Below are 17,359 nucleotides of genomic sequence, written 5' to 3'. Positions count from 1 at the left end.
TTTTGGCTAAGAAATTTGATGTACCAATTCATTTTTCTGTTTACATAAATATACCCACCTTCGTAACTATGTTGAGCAACCAGTATTCTATTGCAGAGGTGCAGCAAATAATTAGCGCTGCCGGAACCATTGTTAGGGAGAACAACATCAGTATATTATTAACCGATAGCCGCCAGATTACTAACCCTGCCGAAAGCCTTTTTTTTGCTTTACATGGCCGCCGCAACGGGCATGAGTTTATTGCCGAAGCCTATAATCAGGGTGTGCGCAATTTTGTAGTTCGGCACCAACCTCAGCAAGAATATACTGCCGCTAATTTTTTAGTAGTGTCCGATGTGTTAAAGGCACTGCAAGCTTTGGCAGCGCACCATAGGAGCAGGTTTAATATTCCTGTTATTGGCATAACCGGCAGTAACGGAAAAACCATTGTTAAAGAGTGGTTGTATCAGTTAATGGCAGCCGATAAGAGTATTGTACGCAATCCTAAAAGCTATAATTCGCAAATTGGGGTGCCGCTTTCGGTATGGCAAATACAGGAGGGTAATGAGCTGGGTATGTTTGAGGCTGGTATATCAACCATTAATGAGATGGATGTTTTGCAAGCCGTTATACAGCCAACCATAGGTGTGCTTACCCACTTGGGTTCGGCCCATGATGAGGGGTTTGAAAGCACTCAGCAAAAGGTAACCCAAAAGCTAAAACTCTTTAAAAACTGTGGATTAATTATTTATAATCATGACCAGCTTGTAAATTACACTACAAATTTGCCTGCATCGGCCCAAACATTTACCTGGAGCAAAAATTTCAAGGAGGCCAATTTATACGTATTCAGCGAAACAGTAATTTCCAAACGTTATTACCTGCGTGCTGTGTATAAAGGACAGGAGATAGAATGCCTTATTCCGTTTTTAGATGAAGCATCGGTAGAAAATGCCATTACCTGCTGGGCAACACTGCTGGCCATGGATTACCCGGCCGGAGAGGCTGATAAACGTATGGAGCACCTGGCCCCGGTAAGTATGCGCCTGGAAATGAAGACTGGCATTAACGATTGCTCCATAATTGATGATTCTTATAACTCCGATGTGCAATCTTTAGCCATAGCACTCAATTTTTTACAGCAGCAAAATCAGCATAAATTTAAAACGCTTATCCTGTCGGATATTTTCCAGTCGGGATTGCAGCAGCAGGAGCTATACCGTCAGGTGGCCGATATGGTGAAAAGCAAACGTATTGATAGGTTTATTGGAGTAGGAGAGGCCCTGCAACAAAACCGAGATTTATTTGATGGCATTACTCAAACCCATTTCTTTACCGATACAACCACGCTGCTCGCGCATCTTAAAGAATTAAATTTTAATAATGAGGCTATTCTTATTAAAGGTTCGCGCAGTTTTGAGTTTGAACGCATAAGCCGTGCTTTGTCACAACAGGCGCACGAAACCATGCTGGAAATTAACCTGAATGCTATGTTGGGCAATCTGAATTTCTACAAATCGAAGCTAAAGTCAGGCGTTAAATTGATGGCTATGGTCAAAGCATTTTCGTATGGTAGCGGTACGTTTGAGGTGGCTAATATATTGCAGTATAACAAGGTTGATTACCTGGCCGTAGCTTATATTGATGAAGGTATAGCACTGCGCCATGCTGGTATTATGCTACCTATTATGGTGCTCAACCCCGAACCATCGGCATATGATAAGGTGTTGGAGTTTAAACTCGAACCCGAAATTTATAGTTTTAGCCTGTTAGATAAGTTTGTAAAGTTTGCGCAAAACAACGGCGTAAAGAATTACCCGGTGCATATTAAAATAGATACCGGCATGCACCGTTTGGGCTTTGAAGAGTTTGAGTTAGATACACTTTGTGAGCTATTGCGCAACAATCATTACATCCACGTAACATCTGTATTCTCTCACTTAGTGGCCAGCGATGCAGAAGCGCATGATGATTTTACACTCAGGCAAATCAGCCTGTTTACCAACGCCTTTACTCAAATTGAGGAAGCTTTAGGGTACCCGGTAATTAAACACATCTCTAATACATCGGGCATTATACGCTGGCCCGAAGCACAATTTGATATGGTGCGCCTGGGCATAGGTTTGTATGGTATTGATGCTGCCGTACCCAAACATTTAAGTGGCTTGCAGCCTATTGCCACGCTTAAAACCAATATATCGCAAATACGCAGCATTAAGGCTGGCGAAACGGTTGGCTATAACCGCAACGGTAAGTTATTAAACGACGGTCGTATAGCTACGGTACGTATTGGATATGCCGATGGTTACCTGCGTGCTTTTGGTAATGGCGTGGGTAAAATGCTGGTAAATGGCGTGCTTGTACCTACCATAGGTAATATTGCTATGGATATGTGTATGCTTGATGTAAGCGCCGTTGAAGTTAATGAGGGCGATGAAGTTGTAGTGTTTAACGCACAGCAAACTATTGAAGACTTAGCCCGTCAAATAGGTACTATTCCTTATGAAATTTTAACCAATATTTCGCAGCGGGTTAAAAGAGTGTATTTTTATGAGTAAAATTGCACCCGATTATGAACAGGTTTGCGCGCGCCTTATTTAACTATTTTATTAAAGGTTTGCTGGTGGTAGTTCCGCTGGGGGTTGCCGTATTTTTGATAGTTTGGGCTGTTGCCAAGTTAGATAATGCACTAAACCTGAGCGATGTGTTATGGGTTAACCCTAAAACCGGTAAAGGTGTTTATATACCCGGTTTGGGAATATTAACTGTATTAGCCCTCATCATGATCATGGGGGTTTTAGTTACCAATGTAATAACCGACCCCATAAAACGCTGGTTTTGGCGCTTGCTAAACCACATACCACTGTTTAAATTCCTGTATTCCTCTGTTAAAGATTTCACCGAGGCTTTTGTAGGCGAAGAAAAAAAGTTTAACGAGCCGGTACTGGTGGAAGTTGGTTCGTCTGGGGTGAAAAAAATTGGATTTTTAACCCGTAAAGATTTGAGCGCTATTGGTTTGCAGGGCGAGGTTGCCGTTTACTTTCCGTATTCATACTCTTTTGCCGGGCAGGTAGTTATTGTTCCGGCCAATAAGGTTAAGCCTATTGACAAAAGCGCTGCAGATGTGATGAAGTTTGTAATATCGGGCGGGGTAACCGAACTGGATTAGCCTTAAGCCAGTTGCAAAACCAACTCAGTTTTAAACGAATTTTGTTGCGGATGAATGTGGAGTTTATGCTTGTGAGGGTATAGTATATCCAGGCGGCGTTTAACATTGGTTAAGCCAATACCCGAACTGTCGTCTTTTGAACCACCGGCATCGGTAACCGGGTTTAAAACCACAAATTTTAACAAACGTTCTTCCTCCATAATATTTAGCGAAATTATTATCAACGGCTTTTCTATCATACCTGTTCCGTGCTTAAATGCGTTTTCCACAAACGGAATCAGGAGCATTGGCTCGATCATAAATAATTCAGGATCTCCGTTTACATTAAACTTAATAGTTACTTCGCTGCCATAACGCAGCATCTGTAAATCAATATAACTTTTAACGTATTCAATTTCTTTAGAAAGATTAACCCGGTTATCATCACTTTCATAAAGCATGTACCGCATTATTTGCGAAAGATTTACGATTGCAGGTTCCAGATCGTCACTTTTTTTGCGGGCCAACGCTACCAGGTTATTCAATACATTAAACATAAAGTGCGGACTTATCTGCGATCGCAAAAAATTAAGCTCAGTTTTAAGGTGAATAGTTTCACGCTCTTTATTCAGTTGCTGGCGGGCAGCATCATCCAATATAATCCGATAACAATAACTGCATAGCAACGCAATCAATGGACCAAATATAACCATGTATGGTTTGCGGTCGCCGCGGTTAAATGGCGGCTTATGCTGGTCTTTAAACATACCTGGGCCGGTTACAGCTTCGTTATGATGCGGAGGCTGTACTGCCCCCCAAAAGTAAGAGTACAACCAAAACAAACCTAATAGTATAACCAGTGATATTACGTAAGCGGCAATACTCTTTGATTTTAATAGCGGATATATAAAGTAAGTATGAAGATAAAATATACACAGTAACAGAAAGTTATTAATAACTACATTTATAATAAAATGCTGGCGGATGTTATGCGGTAGATTAGCCGGACCCGATATAAATGGAAGCACAAGTAACAGGAACCATACCAACACAGGTATAGAGTTGTATATCCACGGCTTCCCGATCAATTTTTTCATTATTGCAAATAAAGCAACAATTTATGTAGCTACAGTAGTAATGAGATAAGAGCGTGAAATGTATAGACGAATGCTTTAAGAGGCGTAATTTTTATTACAAATGACTGCAATGGTTGTGACTACAAAAGGCATTCGTCTATACATTTCACCCTTATATCTATACATGGCTGTTTTAGGGTAATATTTGATCTAACTATGCGGTTATATGATGAAAATAATAGCATAAACGTATGCACAATTCAACATATCAAACACAACTGCGGGCCGAGCTGGAAGCAAACTATTTGTGCACTTATATCAATCAATATAAACAGCATTATGCCAACATGGCTTACATAAATCTGCATACCGATATTGGTAGCAACTCATACAACGTAGAGCATGATATGTTGCTGCCCTTAATAAATGATGCCTTTAGGTTTGGGGTATTTAAAGTAGATGCGCCGGCGATTATGTTCGATTTACAGCTTAATAGTAACAGCCTTACGTTTAGTGTACACTACCGTACAAGTAATCAAATACATGACGAACGTACCCGTGTAGTTTATATGCGCATTAAGCAAAAACTCGAAAGCCTTTACCCCGGGACTCACTTGCTTTACCGCGATTATTGCCTCAATACATACCTCGTAATACTACAAATACATTTTAACTAATGCGCTGTTTAATTATAGATGATGAGCCGCTGGCGCTCGAACTGCTGGAAGACAATATAAAGAAGATACCCAACCTTGTATTGGTGGGTATGTGCCGCAATGCCGTACAAGCCATACAAATTATGCAGGAACAGCCCGTTGATCTCATATTTTGCGATATACAGATGCCTGGTATTAACGGGCTGCAATTGGTGCGCAGTATGCAACAAAAACCGTTGGTAATATTTGTTACGGCCTACCAGGAGTTTGCAATTGATGGGTTTGAACTTGATGTGGTAGATTACTTGCTGAAACCTGTTGCGTTAGATAGGTTTTTAAAAGCCTGCAATAAGGCAATAACCATATTTGAAGCCAACAAGCGGCAATCTCATAACACCGAATCCGCCGCTACCACCAGGCGCTTCCTGTTTTTATATGCCGATTATAATTTGATTAAAATAAGCCATGATGATATTACTTATATAGAAGGCTTAAAAGATTATGTGAAGCTGTACGCAACTAATTTACCTAAACCAATCTTATCCCGCATAACTATTAAATCTTTGGAAGAGCAGTTGCCGGCTGCCGATTTTTACAGGGTACATAAATCATACATTGTAAACCTTAACCATGTGCATTCTATTCGTAAAGGGCGCATTAAGGTGGCTGATGCCGAGGTGCCGTACAGCGATAATTACAAGGATGCTATTAGCCGAATGACAGGTAAAGTGCAGTAGACACTTCGGCACAACAGGCTATTTGGTCTACATATAGTTGTGCCTTATCTCATTTATTTCGTGGTTATGTGCTTATAAAGCAAATTCGGTTTCCCAAGCACCCCGATTTAGTTGATGAAGAGAATTTCTACCTCCCTTGTAATTGTGCTAAGCCTTTCAGTTTCGATAGCTTATGCCCAGCAAACCAAGCAAGTTTTAAAAAAACAGGTAATTAACCATTTTTTTACCTGCACCATGGATAAAATGCTCGATACCATATCCATGAAATACAAGCTACCAATTTTTTATGAGCGCGAAGTAATAGAGAAGTACGATGTGAACGCACGCTTTTTCAACGAAACATTGATGGATATGCTTAAAAGCGTTTGTAGTGAGCATAGTTTGCGTTACTGGATCGAAAACGACGGTACAGTGTACATCATGGAGCGCCCCGATGATTTGGTACGCTTGCGTCGCCTGAAGAATATGCGCAAAAATATGGCGGTAATTCAACCTCAAAAACTCGAAGCGCCTAATGGGCCACCTCAAAAATTTAAGTTTGCCATAACCGGTCGCGTAACCGATCAAAATACCGGCGAGGCCTTGCCCGGCGCCATTGTGAAAATCAGGAACAGCGATTTAAGCGTGCTTACCAACTCCAGCGGAAACTTTACCATTATGAATGTGCCGACTGATACATCGGTGGTTGAGGCATCTTTCATGGGCTACCAAAATGATGCTTTCAGGCTCACTCACCAAAACATTATGGGTATGCTCACACTGTCACTGTTTCCTAACATGAACAATACACTTAACGAGGTTGAAGTGGTAGGTAAAAAGGCTGGTGTGTTAAACACCGATAGCAAAAAGGTGAGCGTGCTACAGTTAACTCCAGCCGCGCTCGATAAGCTCCCCAGTATTGGCGAGCGCGACATTATGCGATCGTTTCAGCTGATGCCGGGCGTTAGTGCTACCAATGAGTCGTCATCAGGAGCATACGTACGCGGTGGTACGCCCGACCAAAACCTGGTTACGTTTGATGGCTTTACCGTTTACCAGGTCGATCACCTTTATGGCTTCTTCAGCGCGTTTAACACCAATGCCGTGCGCGATGTTGATTTGTACAAAGGTGGCTATACCGCCAAATACGGCGGCAGGTTAAGCAGTGTAACCGAAATAAGGGGCAAAGACGGCAACAAAAACGAAACCAATATAGGTGGTGATTTAGGTTTGCTCAGTACAAATATTTATGCCGAAACCCCGGTAGGAAGTAAATCTACTGCGTTGGTAGCATTCAGGCGCTCGTACCAGGGTCCCTTATATGATAAAATTTTCGGCCAGTTTAATACCTCTACCACCACTAATACCGCTCCAACAGGCGGCGGATTTGGCGGCGGTGGCCGTGGCGGCCCTGGTGGGGGAGGTTTTGCCAACCAAACCACTCCGTCATCTTATTTTTATGATGTAAACGCTAAATATACATTTACGCCGTCAACTAAAAACTCATTTTCATGGAGTTTATATAATGGAACCGACCATTTAGATAACGGCCGCAAGCTCAACTTTCCATCATTTTTAAGCACTAGCAGCTCCGATTTAACCATTAATGATAATTTGCGCACCGGCAACCTTGGCACCAGCTTAAAATGGACTACCAATGCAGGTCAAAAGCTGTTTGGCAACACGGTAGTGAGTTATTCGGGCTTTTACAGCGACCGCAACCGCGGTACAACAGGTAGCGTAACCGATAGCGGCAGCACCCGCCAGATTAACAATGGAATGGTTGAAACCAATCGTTTAAACGATTACAGCATAAAATCAGACTGGGAATGGCGTGCAGGTTCAAAAGCAAAGCTGTTGTTTGGAGGGTACGGCTCATATCTGCGTATCAAGTACAACTATCTTCAAAACGATACCATACAACTCATCAACCAAAATAATAGCGGCACAGTTGCCGGTGCATTTACCGAGTTAGAGTATGATCCAAGTGCTAATCTGCATATTCAACCGGGCTTACGTACCACTTATTTTACGCCTACGGGTAAATTTTATACCGAGCCTCGTCTATCGGCCACTTATGATATTACCAACAACTTTAAATTGAAAGGCGCTACGGGCCGGTTTTACCAGTTTACCAAACAGGTAACCCGGGAAGATGTAATTTCTGGGGACCGTAACTTTTGGGTACTGGCCAATAATACAAGCATTCCGGTTGCATATGCCGACCATTTTATTGGTGGTTTTAGTGTGGAGAACGATAACTTTTTATTTGATGTGGAAGGTTACTATAAGCGCCTGCGGGGTTTGAGCGAATATTCTATACGGCAGGTAGGGGGGAATACTGGCGGACAGGGCATGATGATGCCCAGTCAAAGCAATACCACCACCGTTACTGAAAACTTTTACAACGGTGAGGGTTATTCGCGCGGTATTGAAATGATGCTGCAAAAAAAAGCCGGGGTATATACCGGCTGGCTGAGCTACACGCTGGGCGAAGCTAAAAGCAAGTTCCCTAATTACGGCGATAGCTATTTTTCATCAAACCAGGATATAAGGCACGAATTTAAATGGGTGAACATGTACCACCTGCAGCGTTGGAGTTTTTCGGCCGTATTTATTTTCAGTACCGGGCACCCTTACACTGCTCCGTTGGGTAGTTATACCATAAACACGCTCGATGGTAACCAAATGACTTACATGAGCATCAGCGCCAAAAACGGAGAACGTTTGCCAGCATATCATCGCCTTGACCTTTCGGCAACTTATGATTTACTAAAGATCGATGGCCGTAAGGTAGGCAGCATAAGCTTCTCGTTGTTTAATGCTTACAATCATGTAAATACGTGGTATAACGATTATTACCTGCAAGGCAACCAAATAATTACTACACAGGTTAAATACCTTGGTTTAACCCCAAACATAACCCTTAGCTTAAAACTAAAATAATGCTTAAAAAAACACTCAACGTAATAGTTATACTATCGGTTATATTTATAATTATGCTGCATGCTGCATGTAAAAAAGAGTCGGCAAGCGGTGTGGAAAGTCAACCTGTAATAGAAAGTTATCTCATTCCGGGGCAGCCGTTAAAAGTAAAAGTTTACCAGCAAAAGGGTTTAACCGATACTGCCACTTATGGTACTTTGATAAGCGGCCTGCAATTACAAATAAGTAATGGCAGCCAAAATGTTACCCTTACCGAAAGTGCGACAGGAACTTATTCTCATGCCGATGAAAACTTTTTAATTGCTGGCAAAATTTATACACTCACTTTTGAATACAATGGCATTAAAGTTTCGGCCAGTACAGTTATGCCGGCCAAACCTAAGAGTTTTACTGCCACAAAAGATTCTATTAATGTGCCATACACCAATACTGTTGGCGGAGCCGGAAATCCGTTTACAGGTGAGGCTGATTCAATTGCCGTAACATATAAATGGAGTAATCCTGATTCGTTATATCACGTAATCATATTTAAAAACGATGATAAAAGTCCGGCTAAAGCAAATTTGCGAAGCAACAGGCCGGTAAACTTTACATTAAACGTAAAGCAAACCGATAGCTATGATGCTTACTATCGCATATTTGATTACATAGGTGTTTACCGTGTAATATTGTATGCCGTAAACAAAGAATACTCAGATGTGCTCACCAGTAATACCAATTCTTCATCTCAAAAACTCACTAATCCGCCGGGAAATATTGTGAACGGTTTTGGCATATTTACAGCCATGCAAACCGATACGCTTCGGTTAAGAATAACTCAATACTAATCATCAAACCAAACAGTGGGCTTGTAGCATATTTAACTATGATTTATAACCATATAAACGGGCTGCTATGTTAAAATTTACATAGCATGCAACAATCCTGTATAACTCACGTCTATTAATAAAAGCAACTAAAAAGATAGTTATTACAAGATATTGCTTCCCGTTCTTTTGTTTGAGTTAATAATAATAGTTTTCAAAAATAATAAAAACACCGCCCTTGGAGCAGCGGTGTTTTTTTATGCCTATAACTTTGGTTTATCATACAGTTGCAATACTTTGTACAACATATAGTGGTTTGTGTTGTTAGTTAACTAAGTTTGAACCGCAGGTATATTCAACCATTGCCTGTTTATTTAAGTAAAGCCTCATGCGTTTTGACTGGGTAACAGTAACCGAAGTTTTGTATATACTGGGCGTAACCGCCGTTTGTTTCAGAATTATTTATGATACACGGTCATCGGCTAAAACACTTGCATACTTACTTCTTACCATCTTTTTGCCCGTTATTGGCGCTATTATTTACTTTTCGGTTGGCTTAAACTACCGTAAGCGCAGACTCTACGACAAAAAAATCATTAAAGACACGCAACTGCAGTTGCAGATACAAGACCGAATTTCGGTAGCTTTTGAACAACGCTTGCAAAACGCATCTCCCGAGTTAAGGCAGTTTGAACGGCTTGCGCAATTGTCGCTTACCAACAGCTGGAGCCCACTTACTGGTGGCAACCGGGTAAAACTGTTGATTAACGGCGAAGAAAAGTTTAAGGAAGTGATAGATGCCCTTAAACACGCGCAGTATCACATCCATCTCGAATACTATATTTTTGAGGACGGCAACATAGGCCAGGAGATCAAAAACATTTTGATCGAAAAAGCCCGGCAAGGTGTTGAAGTCCGCTTTATTTACGATGATTTTGGCAGCCGCTCCATACGCCATGATTTGGTAGAAGAATTGAAAGAGGCCGGAGTGCAAGCCTATCCGTTTTATCGTATACTGTTTTTAGCCCTGGCCAACAGGCTTAATTACCGCAATCACCGCAAAATTATTATCATCGACGGTCATACGGCATTTACAGGTGGCATTAACGTGAGCGACAGGTATATTAATTCGCCCAGTGAACCTGATAAATTATATTGGCGCGATACGCACTTACGGATCGACGGCCCCGGCACTTACTATTTGCAATATTTATTTATAGGCGATTGGAATTTTTGCTCAGACATTTATCTCGAACCCAACCGCAAGTACTTTGATCTCAATCCCGAAGGGGATAATGATGTAACTGTACAGGTGGTGGGCAGCGGCCCCGATTCAGAGCAATCGACCATATTACTATCACTACTTAGTGCCATAAGCCAGGCACAAAGCCAGATATGTATCACTACCCCTTATTTTATACCCGGCGATAGTTTGATTGATGCCCTTACCATGGCCGTGCTGAGCGGGGTAGAGGTAACACTTTTGGTGCCCGAACGCTCCGACTCGTTATTTGTTGATTATGCGGCCAAATCATATTACGATGATTTGCTGGATGCGGGTGTTAAGATATACCAATATCAAAAAGGCTTCATCCACGCCAAAACTATGGTGGTTGACAGCCGTTTATGTATTGTAGGTACGGCCAATATGGATTATCGCAGCTTTGACCTTAATTTCGAAGTAAATACTATTGTTTACGATAAAACTATTGCCCAGCAACTCAAAGACGTTTTTACCAACGATTTAAAAGACGCCGTGCTCATTAACACCGCCGAGTGGGATAAACGCCCGTGGTACAAGCATTTGCCCGAAAGACTGGCAAGGCTGTTATCGCCTTTGTTGTAAATAGGGCTCTGTAAAATTTAATAACGACTCAACTTGGCGTTCTTTATTCGATTTAGTTCGCTTTTAGTTATTGGAAGTGTATATCCAAGACTGTCTCCTTTATTTTTAAATAAGGTTATATCAAAATGCTTTCCGTCTTTTTGGTATATGGAAGGTGTTATAACTGCAAACATATAAAAGCCATCGGTATATAAGCCTGTTTTTACATTATTAAAGTAAATAGTGTCATTTTTTAAACTATAACGTCCTTTAACTTCTACTACACCAAAACAAACACTTCTTTCTTTGAATGTAAAGTTGTCTTTGAGTTTAAAAACGGTCATACAATTAGCTGCACCTTCTCTTTCAGCCATTAAAACATCGTTGCCTTCAAGTTTATCAAAGTCTATTAGTCCGCCAGGACGGTATAAAATCAATCCCAAGGTAATGGTTAACAAGCCCATTATAATACTTCTGTGCTTGTTTTTAAATCTCTCTTTTATTGAAAAATAAAACTGCCTGATGAGCGCAATAGCAAGAATGAGGAATGCAATTACTAACAATAAATCGGCCGGAAAGGCCAGCACACCAAGTTGCCCTTCCCAATAGTACGATGTGTTTACTAAAAGAAAGAGTACAACTGCGGATATTACAAGGCCTTTATTTTTCATTTCTTAAACGCTGCCAACAAAGTCTTCACTACGCCATCCATGTCTTTATTCTCAATCCAACGCACTACCATAACCACATCATGTTCGGGGTCGCAATAAATCATGTTGGTGCCGTTGCCTATGTGTACCCAAGCCGTTTCGGGGGCCGATGGTAGCATTTTTTTATCGGTATTTAAAAACCAGTTCATATAGCCGTAACCTTTGTTAGCCGTGGTTGGGGTAAGCGCCTGCTTAACCCATTGCTTGCTGATGAGTTGTTTGCCGTTCCAGTTACCCTGGCGCAGGGTGAGCAAGCCAAAGCGTGCCATATCATAAGCGTTAATAAACGCTCCGCCGCCCCAATGACCGCCACCGCTAACCGATTGCACAGGCTGGCCGTCCATCACTATCCATGAAGTGCGGTAGCCCGTCCAGCGCCAGGTAGTTGAAGCGCCTATGGGGTCCATAATGTTTTCTTTAAGCACCTGTGGCAAAGGTTTACGCCATACTGATGTTGCCGCTAATGCTAAGGCATTTACGCGTACGTCATTGTATTTATAAATGCTGCCCGGCTCGTTACTCTGGCGGGTTTTGTATTGCTCTATTTCTCCTTGCGGACGGTCGGCCCAATCGGGTTTGCCCCAAAGCGTGCCTTCCCAGTCGCTGGTTTGGCGCAGCATCACCTCCCACGTAAGCTTGCGATTGTGTGCCGATGCAAATGGGTAAATAATACTGTTTTGAACATCTTCGCGCACGGGGTTATTAATGCCAAAGTTATACAACTCTACAAACGGAACATAATTAGCCACGGTATCCACGGTGCTTTTAATAAGTCCCCGGTCAACAGCTAAACCAATAACGGTTGATAACAGGCTTTTGGTCACGCTGTTCACGATATCAACGCGGTTAAGTTCGCCCCATTGGGCAACAATGTAACCTTTATGTATGATGATGCCGGTGGAGCCGCCACGGTCGGTAAGCGGACCTACGGCTTCGCTAAACGGTTCCTTACCAAAACTCTGAAATTGTGCAAGCTCACCATTACGCGAGGCTTTGGCCTCATGCTCTTTTGCAAAGCTTATAGTTTGCCGAATAGCATCAGCACTTAATCCCAACTGTGCAGGAGCCTGTGTTTGCCACGCACCGGCAGGAGGGAAGTAGTATGTTGATTTTGTCTTTTGTTGAGCGTTAACAGAAGTAGTGCCGGCAATAAGCAGGGCAACAATAGCCAAATGCATTTTCATGCAAGAAAGATAGCAAGTAAAGGCGTAACAAAGAGCAAGTATTAACTTTTAAGTATAATACTATTTACTCAAATTGTCCTTCCAGTCTTTCCAGGCGCTCAATCAAATAACTTACCCGTTTTTGCTCACGTTGAATAAATTTATCTTTCAGGAAGAAAGTGGTAAAAATGATCGTTCCACCACAAAATATGTAATATAATATCTTGAATGCTATGTGTTTATTAGCAAATACTTCAACTGTGTATAAAGATACGCCTACGCAAATCATCACTGCAAAAGCATAATAAAAACGGCCGTTTAAATAGGCCCTGCGGGTTTGGTATTCTTTTAAACTTTTAAGGTAAGCCGCCGGGTTAAGCGTTACATCATGCCGGGTTATGGTACGGTAATCGCCAATTTGCAGTATAAGGTAAGTTATCATACCAAACAGCATTACAAATAAACCTATATAGCTGAGGCGTTGCTCAAATACTGCAAATAGTGTTAGTCCTGCTGTAAATACAATGGCTACTGTTGCAGCAATAATGCCGTACAATACGCCTATGCCCAGTTTGTTTACTCCTTTTTTTACCTGTTTCAGCACATCATCCACCGAAAGTCTGGGTTGCTTTGGTTGTTCTTGCCAAACCGATAGCAGGTGTTCAAAGTCTTTCATATTGATTATATAAATCGGTTAGCTTTTGTTTAATACGATGAATTTTAACCCGCAGGTTGCCTTCGGATATACCCGATATGTCGGCAATTTCGGGGTAGGGTAGTTCATCAAGCACCATAGTAATTATGATTCTTTCTGATTCTTCGAGCCTGGCTATACACTTGTACAGCAGCGCTACCTGTTCGTTTTTTTCTGAAAATTCTTCTTTGTGGCTTTCTGCAAATTGCGGGGTGAGTTCTTCCTTGGCCTGGCGTTTTTCTGAGCGCAGGTAAGTTAAGCACGTGTTTACGGCAATACGGTATATCCATGTCGAAATCATGGCCGTGTTGCGAAACTTATCAAGGTTTTGCCAAACCTTAACAAAAGTTTCCTGCAACAGGTCGTGCGCTGCATCCTCGTCGCCGGTATAACCGTAGCACAGGCGGAATATTTTTTTTGAGTTCGATTCGAATATCTGCCTGAAGGCAGCATCTTTATCAGCCACTGTGATCGTTAGTTTTTTAAGTTGTGTGCTTGTTAGATTGGCTAATATAACAATTGTTACAGGTAGTCGCGCTTATTTATCCAGCTGTAGTGCTCATCGGCCTGTAAAACAACGTTTTCAAATTCGGTTTTATAATCGTACTGCAGGTCTTCGTGCAGACCGCTGATAAGTTTGGCTATTTTTTCGAGCTGGCGGTGCAGTAGTTGTTTAAGCGGTTTATAGCCAATATTTTTATTAATGTATTTACCATACTGTTTACAGAAATGTAGCAGCAGGTCAATTTCAGCAGGTTTTGATGCCATGAATTTGCTATGCTTGGTAACCAGGCGTAATATCTTACGCAGGCTTTTAGCCTGGTAATAATAATGGCTGTTTATTTCGGCAAATAGCTCATCCATTTCCTGTTTTACACCCTCAATATAGCTGGTCTCGTTATGCGCTTCAAACATAAGGTAAGAGAGCAACTCTTTATTTTCCTTTTTATATTTTGTGAGCCTGAGACATAGCTCGGCAAGCTGGTTGCTGCTTAAATGCTGCAGTTCCTTCTTTATATTTTGTAAACTATAGGTGGTGACGCCCATCGTATCACTTTAAATTTTAGCAGAATATTAAATTATTGTAGTTTTATCCCTTCAAATGGTTTCATGAAGCAGAGCAAACTTACCCTTTTTATCTTTTTAGCCCTCGTTTTAGGCGTTATTACAGGATATTTATACAATGTTACTGTAATAAAAGAGTATAACGACAAAATAACGACTGTTGATACCCGTGTAAAAGCAATCGATACGCGTATCGTTCAATTAAACGACACCACCGTTGCCGAATTTACCAGCCTTAAAGCCGAACGCGTTACTATATTAAAAGAACGAAAAGATGCCGATACCAGTCGCGAAGATAAACTGGTAGGCTTTAGTATACTCAGCGATATTTTCCTGCGCCTTATAAAAATGATCGTAGCACCACTGGTATTTACCACGCTTGTAGTAGGTGTTGCCAAAGTGGGCGATATTGGCGCGGTAGGCCGTATCGGCGGTAAAACCATGTTATGGTTTTTGAGTGCTACCCTGGTATCATTGCTATTAGGTATGATGCTGGTTAACTTTTTTAAACCGGGTGAAACCATGCATATCCCGCTGCCCGATAGCCATTTAAGTACAGGTATACAAAAAACTGCTTTATCCCTGCGCGATTTTATCAGCCACGTGTTTCCAAAAAGCTTTGTGGAATCGATGGCCAATAACGAGATATTGCAAATTGTGGTGTTTGCCCTGTTCTTTGGCGTAGCCACCGGTGCCATTGGCGAAAAAGGTGAAATAGTGATCAAAGCCATGGATGCCATTGCTCATGTGATCCTTAAAATAACCGGTTATGTTATGCTGGTTGCTCCATTGGCTGTTTTTGGGGCCATAACGGCAGTAATTGCGCGCCAAGGTTTAGGTATTTTATCAACCTATGCTATTTTTATAGGAGAGTTCTATTTCTCGCTGGTGGTTTTGTGGTTAGTAATATTACTGGCCGGTTTTGCAGTTTTGGGTAAACGTGCATTTACGTTGCTTAACCGCATTAAGGATGCCATGCTGGTAGCTTTCAGTACTTCAACCAGCGAGGCTGCTTACCCACGTATTTTAATGGAACTGGAGCGCTTTGGCTGTAATAATAAGATCGTGAGCTTTGTGTTGCCGTTGGGTTACTCTTTTAATCTTGATGGTTCGATGATGTACATGACCTTTGCGTCGTTGTTTTTGGCGCAATCGTATGGTATACATTTAGCTTTTGGTCAGCAACTTTCCATGTTGTTGGTGCTTATGTTAACCAGTAAAGGTATTGCCGGCGTTCCGCGTGCATCGTTGGTGGTTATTGCCGGTACTATTGCCATGTTTGATATTCCCGAGGCTGGTTTAGCTTTATTAATTGGCATCGATCCATTGTTAGATATGGGCCGCTCTGCAACCAACGTATTGGGTAACGCCATGGCAACCGCCGTAGTTAGTAAATGGGAGGGAGAGCTGAAGAATTAAGGATTGATCTCAAAATTCGAAAGTTCGAGTTGGGATTTATACCTTTGCGCCCCTATAACTGAGTAAGATAATAGCTCACTACTTACACCCCATGACAGATAAAAGAAGAAAAATATTTTTCGGCCTTACTATCATTGTACCTATATTAATGTACTGTGGTTATTACTATGGTATGATGGTTAAGAATGCACCATACCGTTTTGCCGATTTTCAGTACCTGCGTATTGAGTATGGTTTAACCGATAGCCTGGAGAATAAATACAACTCAAAAACAGGCGATTACCAATACAAAACCACCAGCGGAAACATCAAAAAACTTAATATGAAGTTGAGTAAAGATGATCTGTTGTATCTGCACCGTAAAGCGGCCGATCTGGGTTTCTGGAACTTTCCGGCAGAAGAAAAGAGCGATAGCAAGCAACCCGCACCCAAATACCTGATCGAGTTTGTATATAAAGATAAAACCAAAAAGGTGTTTTATGATCAGAATTATGACGGCGACTCCGCATTGAAAGATGCCAATGAACGTCTCATCAAAGAAATACTCAAAGTAATTGATGAGCACGAGAAGCATTTAAAGTAATTTCAAGAACTGCTCTATTTTGCTTTTCTTCACTGAAAATCGCGAAACATACCTTATATGTCTCTCTTTTCCGTGGTGTAAAGTTTAGTGTTTCATGAAATATGTTGAACGTGTTGAATACTGACAGGATTTTGTCAGTACCTTTTGAATGGCAATGGAGTGGAAGAATATTTATTAGGTGCGTTGCTTTTTAAAATAAGTATTCATATATTTGCACCTCAAATTTTTAAACAATTAATTATTTATAAACAATGTACGCAATAGTAGATATAGCCGGGCAACAGTTTAAAGTTGCAAAAGACCAGCACATCTTTGTACACCGCTTACAAGGAGATGAGGGCGCTAATATTGAATTTGACAAAGTATTGTTAGCAGAAAACGAAGGTAAATTTTCGTTAGGTAGCGCGTTAAGCGGTGCTAAAGTTTCAGCTACGATCCTGTCTCATGTAAAAGGTGAAAAAGTTCTGGTTTTCAAAAAGAAACGCAGAAAAGGTTACAAAAAGAAAAACGGTCACCGTCAGCAATTCACTAAAATTGCCATCACAGGTATTACATTATAATTGAAGGTTTAAC

General features: G+C 41.4%; 16 protein-coding genes. 10 read left to right on the top strand and 6 right to left on the bottom strand.

Annotated elements, in window-relative coordinates:
* Nucleotides 1-2: 2 nt before the first annotated feature.
* Nucleotides 3-2,537 carry a bifunctional UDP-N-acetylmuramoyl-tripeptide:D-alanyl-D-alanine ligase/alanine racemase gene (locus tag QE417_RS03350; RefSeq protein ID WP_311947510.1) on the top strand — a complete coding sequence of 845 codons (2,535 nt, stop codon included), beginning with the start codon at nt 3-5 and terminating at the stop codon, nt 2,535-2,537.
* Between the two features lie 14 nt (nt 2,538-2,551).
* Nucleotides 2,552-3,148, top strand: coding sequence for a DUF502 domain-containing protein (locus QE417_RS03345; RefSeq protein ID WP_311947509.1), 597 nt, complete (start codon nt 2,552-2,554; stop codon nt 3,146-3,148).
* A 2-nt stretch (nt 3,149-3,150) separates the two neighbouring features.
* Here the strand turns inward: QE417_RS03345 and QE417_RS03340 are convergent, their stop codons facing one another.
* Nucleotides 3,151-4,224, bottom strand: coding sequence for a sensor histidine kinase (locus QE417_RS03340; protein WP_311947508.1), 1,074 nt, complete (start codon nt 4,222-4,224; stop codon nt 3,151-3,153).
* A 230-nt stretch (nt 4,225-4,454) separates the two neighbouring features.
* Between QE417_RS03340 and QE417_RS03335 the strand changes: the two genes are divergently transcribed.
* From QE417_RS03335 to cls, 5 genes are all read left to right on the top strand, one after another.
* Nucleotides 4,455-4,880: a hypothetical protein gene (locus tag QE417_RS03335; protein ID WP_311947507.1), complete on the top strand. Its 426-nt coding sequence runs from the start codon at nt 4,455-4,457 to the stop codon at nt 4,878-4,880.
* Nucleotides 4,880-5,596, top strand: a complete 717-nt coding sequence (locus QE417_RS03330) for a LytR/AlgR family response regulator transcription factor (protein ID WP_311947506.1) — start codon at nt 4,880-4,882, stop codon at nt 5,594-5,596. Before QE417_RS03335 ends, QE417_RS03330 begins: the two co-directional genes overlap by 1 nt.
* Nucleotides 5,597-5,710: 114 nt before the next feature.
* The gene (locus QE417_RS03325) at nt 5,711-8,521 is read left to right on the top strand and encodes a TonB-dependent receptor (RefSeq protein WP_311947505.1); all 2,811 of its coding nucleotides are present in this window, start codon (nt 5,711-5,713) and stop codon (nt 8,519-8,521) included.
* Complete coding sequence (locus QE417_RS03320; protein WP_311947504.1) at nt 8,521-9,348, top strand: DUF4249 family protein; 828 nt, start codon at nt 8,521-8,523, stop codon at nt 9,346-9,348. The genes QE417_RS03325 and QE417_RS03320 overlap by 1 nt, the downstream gene beginning before the upstream one ends.
* Nucleotides 9,349-9,715: 367 nt before the next feature.
* On the top strand, nt 9,716-11,173 hold the full coding sequence (cls, locus tag QE417_RS03315; RefSeq protein WP_311947503.1) for a cardiolipin synthase: 1,458 nt from the start codon (nt 9,716-9,718) through the stop codon (nt 11,171-11,173).
* A gap of 17 nt (nt 11,174-11,190) precedes the next feature.
* Here the strand turns inward: cls and QE417_RS03310 are convergent, their stop codons facing one another.
* The 5 genes from QE417_RS03310 to QE417_RS03290 form a co-directional block, all read right to left on the bottom strand.
* Entirely contained in the window at nt 11,191-11,823 is a 633-nt protein-coding gene (locus tag QE417_RS03310; protein ID WP_311947501.1) for a hypothetical protein, read from the bottom strand.
* Nucleotides 11,820-13,046: a serine hydrolase domain-containing protein gene (locus QE417_RS03305; protein WP_311947500.1), complete on the bottom strand. Its 1,227-nt coding sequence runs from the start codon at nt 13,044-13,046 to the stop codon at nt 11,820-11,822. Before QE417_RS03305 ends, QE417_RS03310 begins: the two co-directional genes overlap by 4 nt.
* A 64-nt stretch (nt 13,047-13,110) precedes the next feature.
* Entirely contained in the window at nt 13,111-13,701 is a 591-nt protein-coding gene (locus QE417_RS03300) for a hypothetical protein (RefSeq protein WP_311947499.1), read from the bottom strand.
* The gene (locus tag QE417_RS03295; RefSeq protein ID WP_311947498.1) at nt 13,688-14,185 is read right to left on the bottom strand and encodes an RNA polymerase sigma factor; all 498 of its coding nucleotides are present in this window, start codon (nt 14,183-14,185) and stop codon (nt 13,688-13,690) included. Before QE417_RS03295 ends, QE417_RS03300 begins: the two co-directional genes overlap by 14 nt.
* 56 nt (nt 14,186-14,241) lie before the next feature.
* Nucleotides 14,242-14,766, bottom strand: a complete 525-nt coding sequence (locus QE417_RS03290) for a hypothetical protein (RefSeq protein ID WP_311947496.1) — start codon at nt 14,764-14,766, stop codon at nt 14,242-14,244.
* A 63-nt stretch (nt 14,767-14,829) separates the two neighbouring features.
* Here QE417_RS03290 and QE417_RS03285 point away from each other — a divergent pair, with 63 nt between their 5' ends.
* The 3 genes from QE417_RS03285 to rplU all read left to right on the top strand — a co-directional run bounded on the left by QE417_RS03285 (nt 14,830) and on the right by rplU (nt 17,346).
* Nucleotides 14,830-16,203, top strand: coding sequence for a dicarboxylate/amino acid:cation symporter (locus QE417_RS03285; protein WP_311947495.1), 1,374 nt, complete (start codon nt 14,830-14,832; stop codon nt 16,201-16,203).
* Nucleotides 16,204-16,294: 91 nt separating this feature from the next.
* Complete coding sequence (locus tag QE417_RS03280; RefSeq protein WP_311947494.1) at nt 16,295-16,786, top strand: hypothetical protein; 492 nt, start codon at nt 16,295-16,297, stop codon at nt 16,784-16,786.
* A gap of 251 nt (nt 16,787-17,037) precedes the next feature.
* Entirely contained in the window at nt 17,038-17,346 is a 309-nt protein-coding gene (rplU, locus tag QE417_RS03275) for a 50S ribosomal protein L21 (RefSeq protein WP_311947493.1), read from the top strand.
* Nucleotides 17,347-17,359: the final 13 nt, after the last annotated feature.

Source organism: Mucilaginibacter terrae (genome assembly GCF_031951985.1).
Classification (GTDB): domain Bacteria; phylum Bacteroidota; class Bacteroidia; order Sphingobacteriales; family Sphingobacteriaceae; genus Mucilaginibacter; species Mucilaginibacter terrae_A.
Note: the sequence above shows the minus strand (reverse complement) of the source record. Positions and strands in the feature narration are given on the sequence as shown.

What these genes read in the sequence shown, in the direction of transcription:
- QE417_RS03345 (WP_311947509.1), top strand. Translation starts at nt 2,552, where the DNA reads ATGAACAGGTTTGCGCGCGCCTTATTTAACTATTTTATTAAAGGTTTG.
- QE417_RS03340 (WP_311947508.1), bottom strand. Translation starts at nt 4,224, where the DNA reads ATGAAAAAATTGATCGGGAAGCCGTGGATATACAACTCTATACCTGTG.
- QE417_RS03335 (WP_311947507.1), top strand. Translation starts at nt 4,455, where the DNA reads ATGCACAATTCAACATATCAAACACAACTGCGGGCCGAGCTGGAAGCA.
- QE417_RS03330 (WP_311947506.1), top strand. Translation starts at nt 4,880, where the DNA reads ATGCGCTGTTTAATTATAGATGATGAGCCGCTGGCGCTCGAACTGCTG.
- QE417_RS03325 (WP_311947505.1), top strand. Translation starts at nt 5,711, where the DNA reads ATGAAGAGAATTTCTACCTCCCTTGTAATTGTGCTAAGCCTTTCAGTT.
- QE417_RS03320 (WP_311947504.1), top strand. Translation starts at nt 8,521, where the DNA reads ATGCTTAAAAAAACACTCAACGTAATAGTTATACTATCGGTTATATTT.
- cls (WP_311947503.1), top strand. Translation starts at nt 9,716, where the DNA reads ATGCGTTTTGACTGGGTAACAGTAACCGAAGTTTTGTATATACTGGGC.
- QE417_RS03310 (WP_311947501.1), bottom strand. Translation starts at nt 11,823, where the DNA reads ATGAAAAATAAAGGCCTTGTAATATCCGCAGTTGTACTCTTTCTTTTA.
- QE417_RS03305 (WP_311947500.1), bottom strand. Translation starts at nt 13,046, where the DNA reads ATGAAAATGCATTTGGCTATTGTTGCCCTGCTTATTGCCGGCACTACT.
- QE417_RS03300 (WP_311947499.1), bottom strand. Translation starts at nt 13,701, where the DNA reads ATGAAAGACTTTGAACACCTGCTATCGGTTTGGCAAGAACAACCAAAG.
- QE417_RS03290 (WP_311947496.1), bottom strand. Translation starts at nt 14,766, where the DNA reads ATGGGCGTCACCACCTATAGTTTACAAAATATAAAGAAGGAACTGCAG.
- QE417_RS03285 (WP_311947495.1), top strand. Translation starts at nt 14,830, where the DNA reads ATGAAGCAGAGCAAACTTACCCTTTTTATCTTTTTAGCCCTCGTTTTA.
- QE417_RS03280 (WP_311947494.1), top strand. Translation starts at nt 16,295, where the DNA reads ATGACAGATAAAAGAAGAAAAATATTTTTCGGCCTTACTATCATTGTA.
- rplU (WP_311947493.1), top strand. Translation starts at nt 17,038, where the DNA reads ATGTACGCAATAGTAGATATAGCCGGGCAACAGTTTAAAGTTGCAAAA.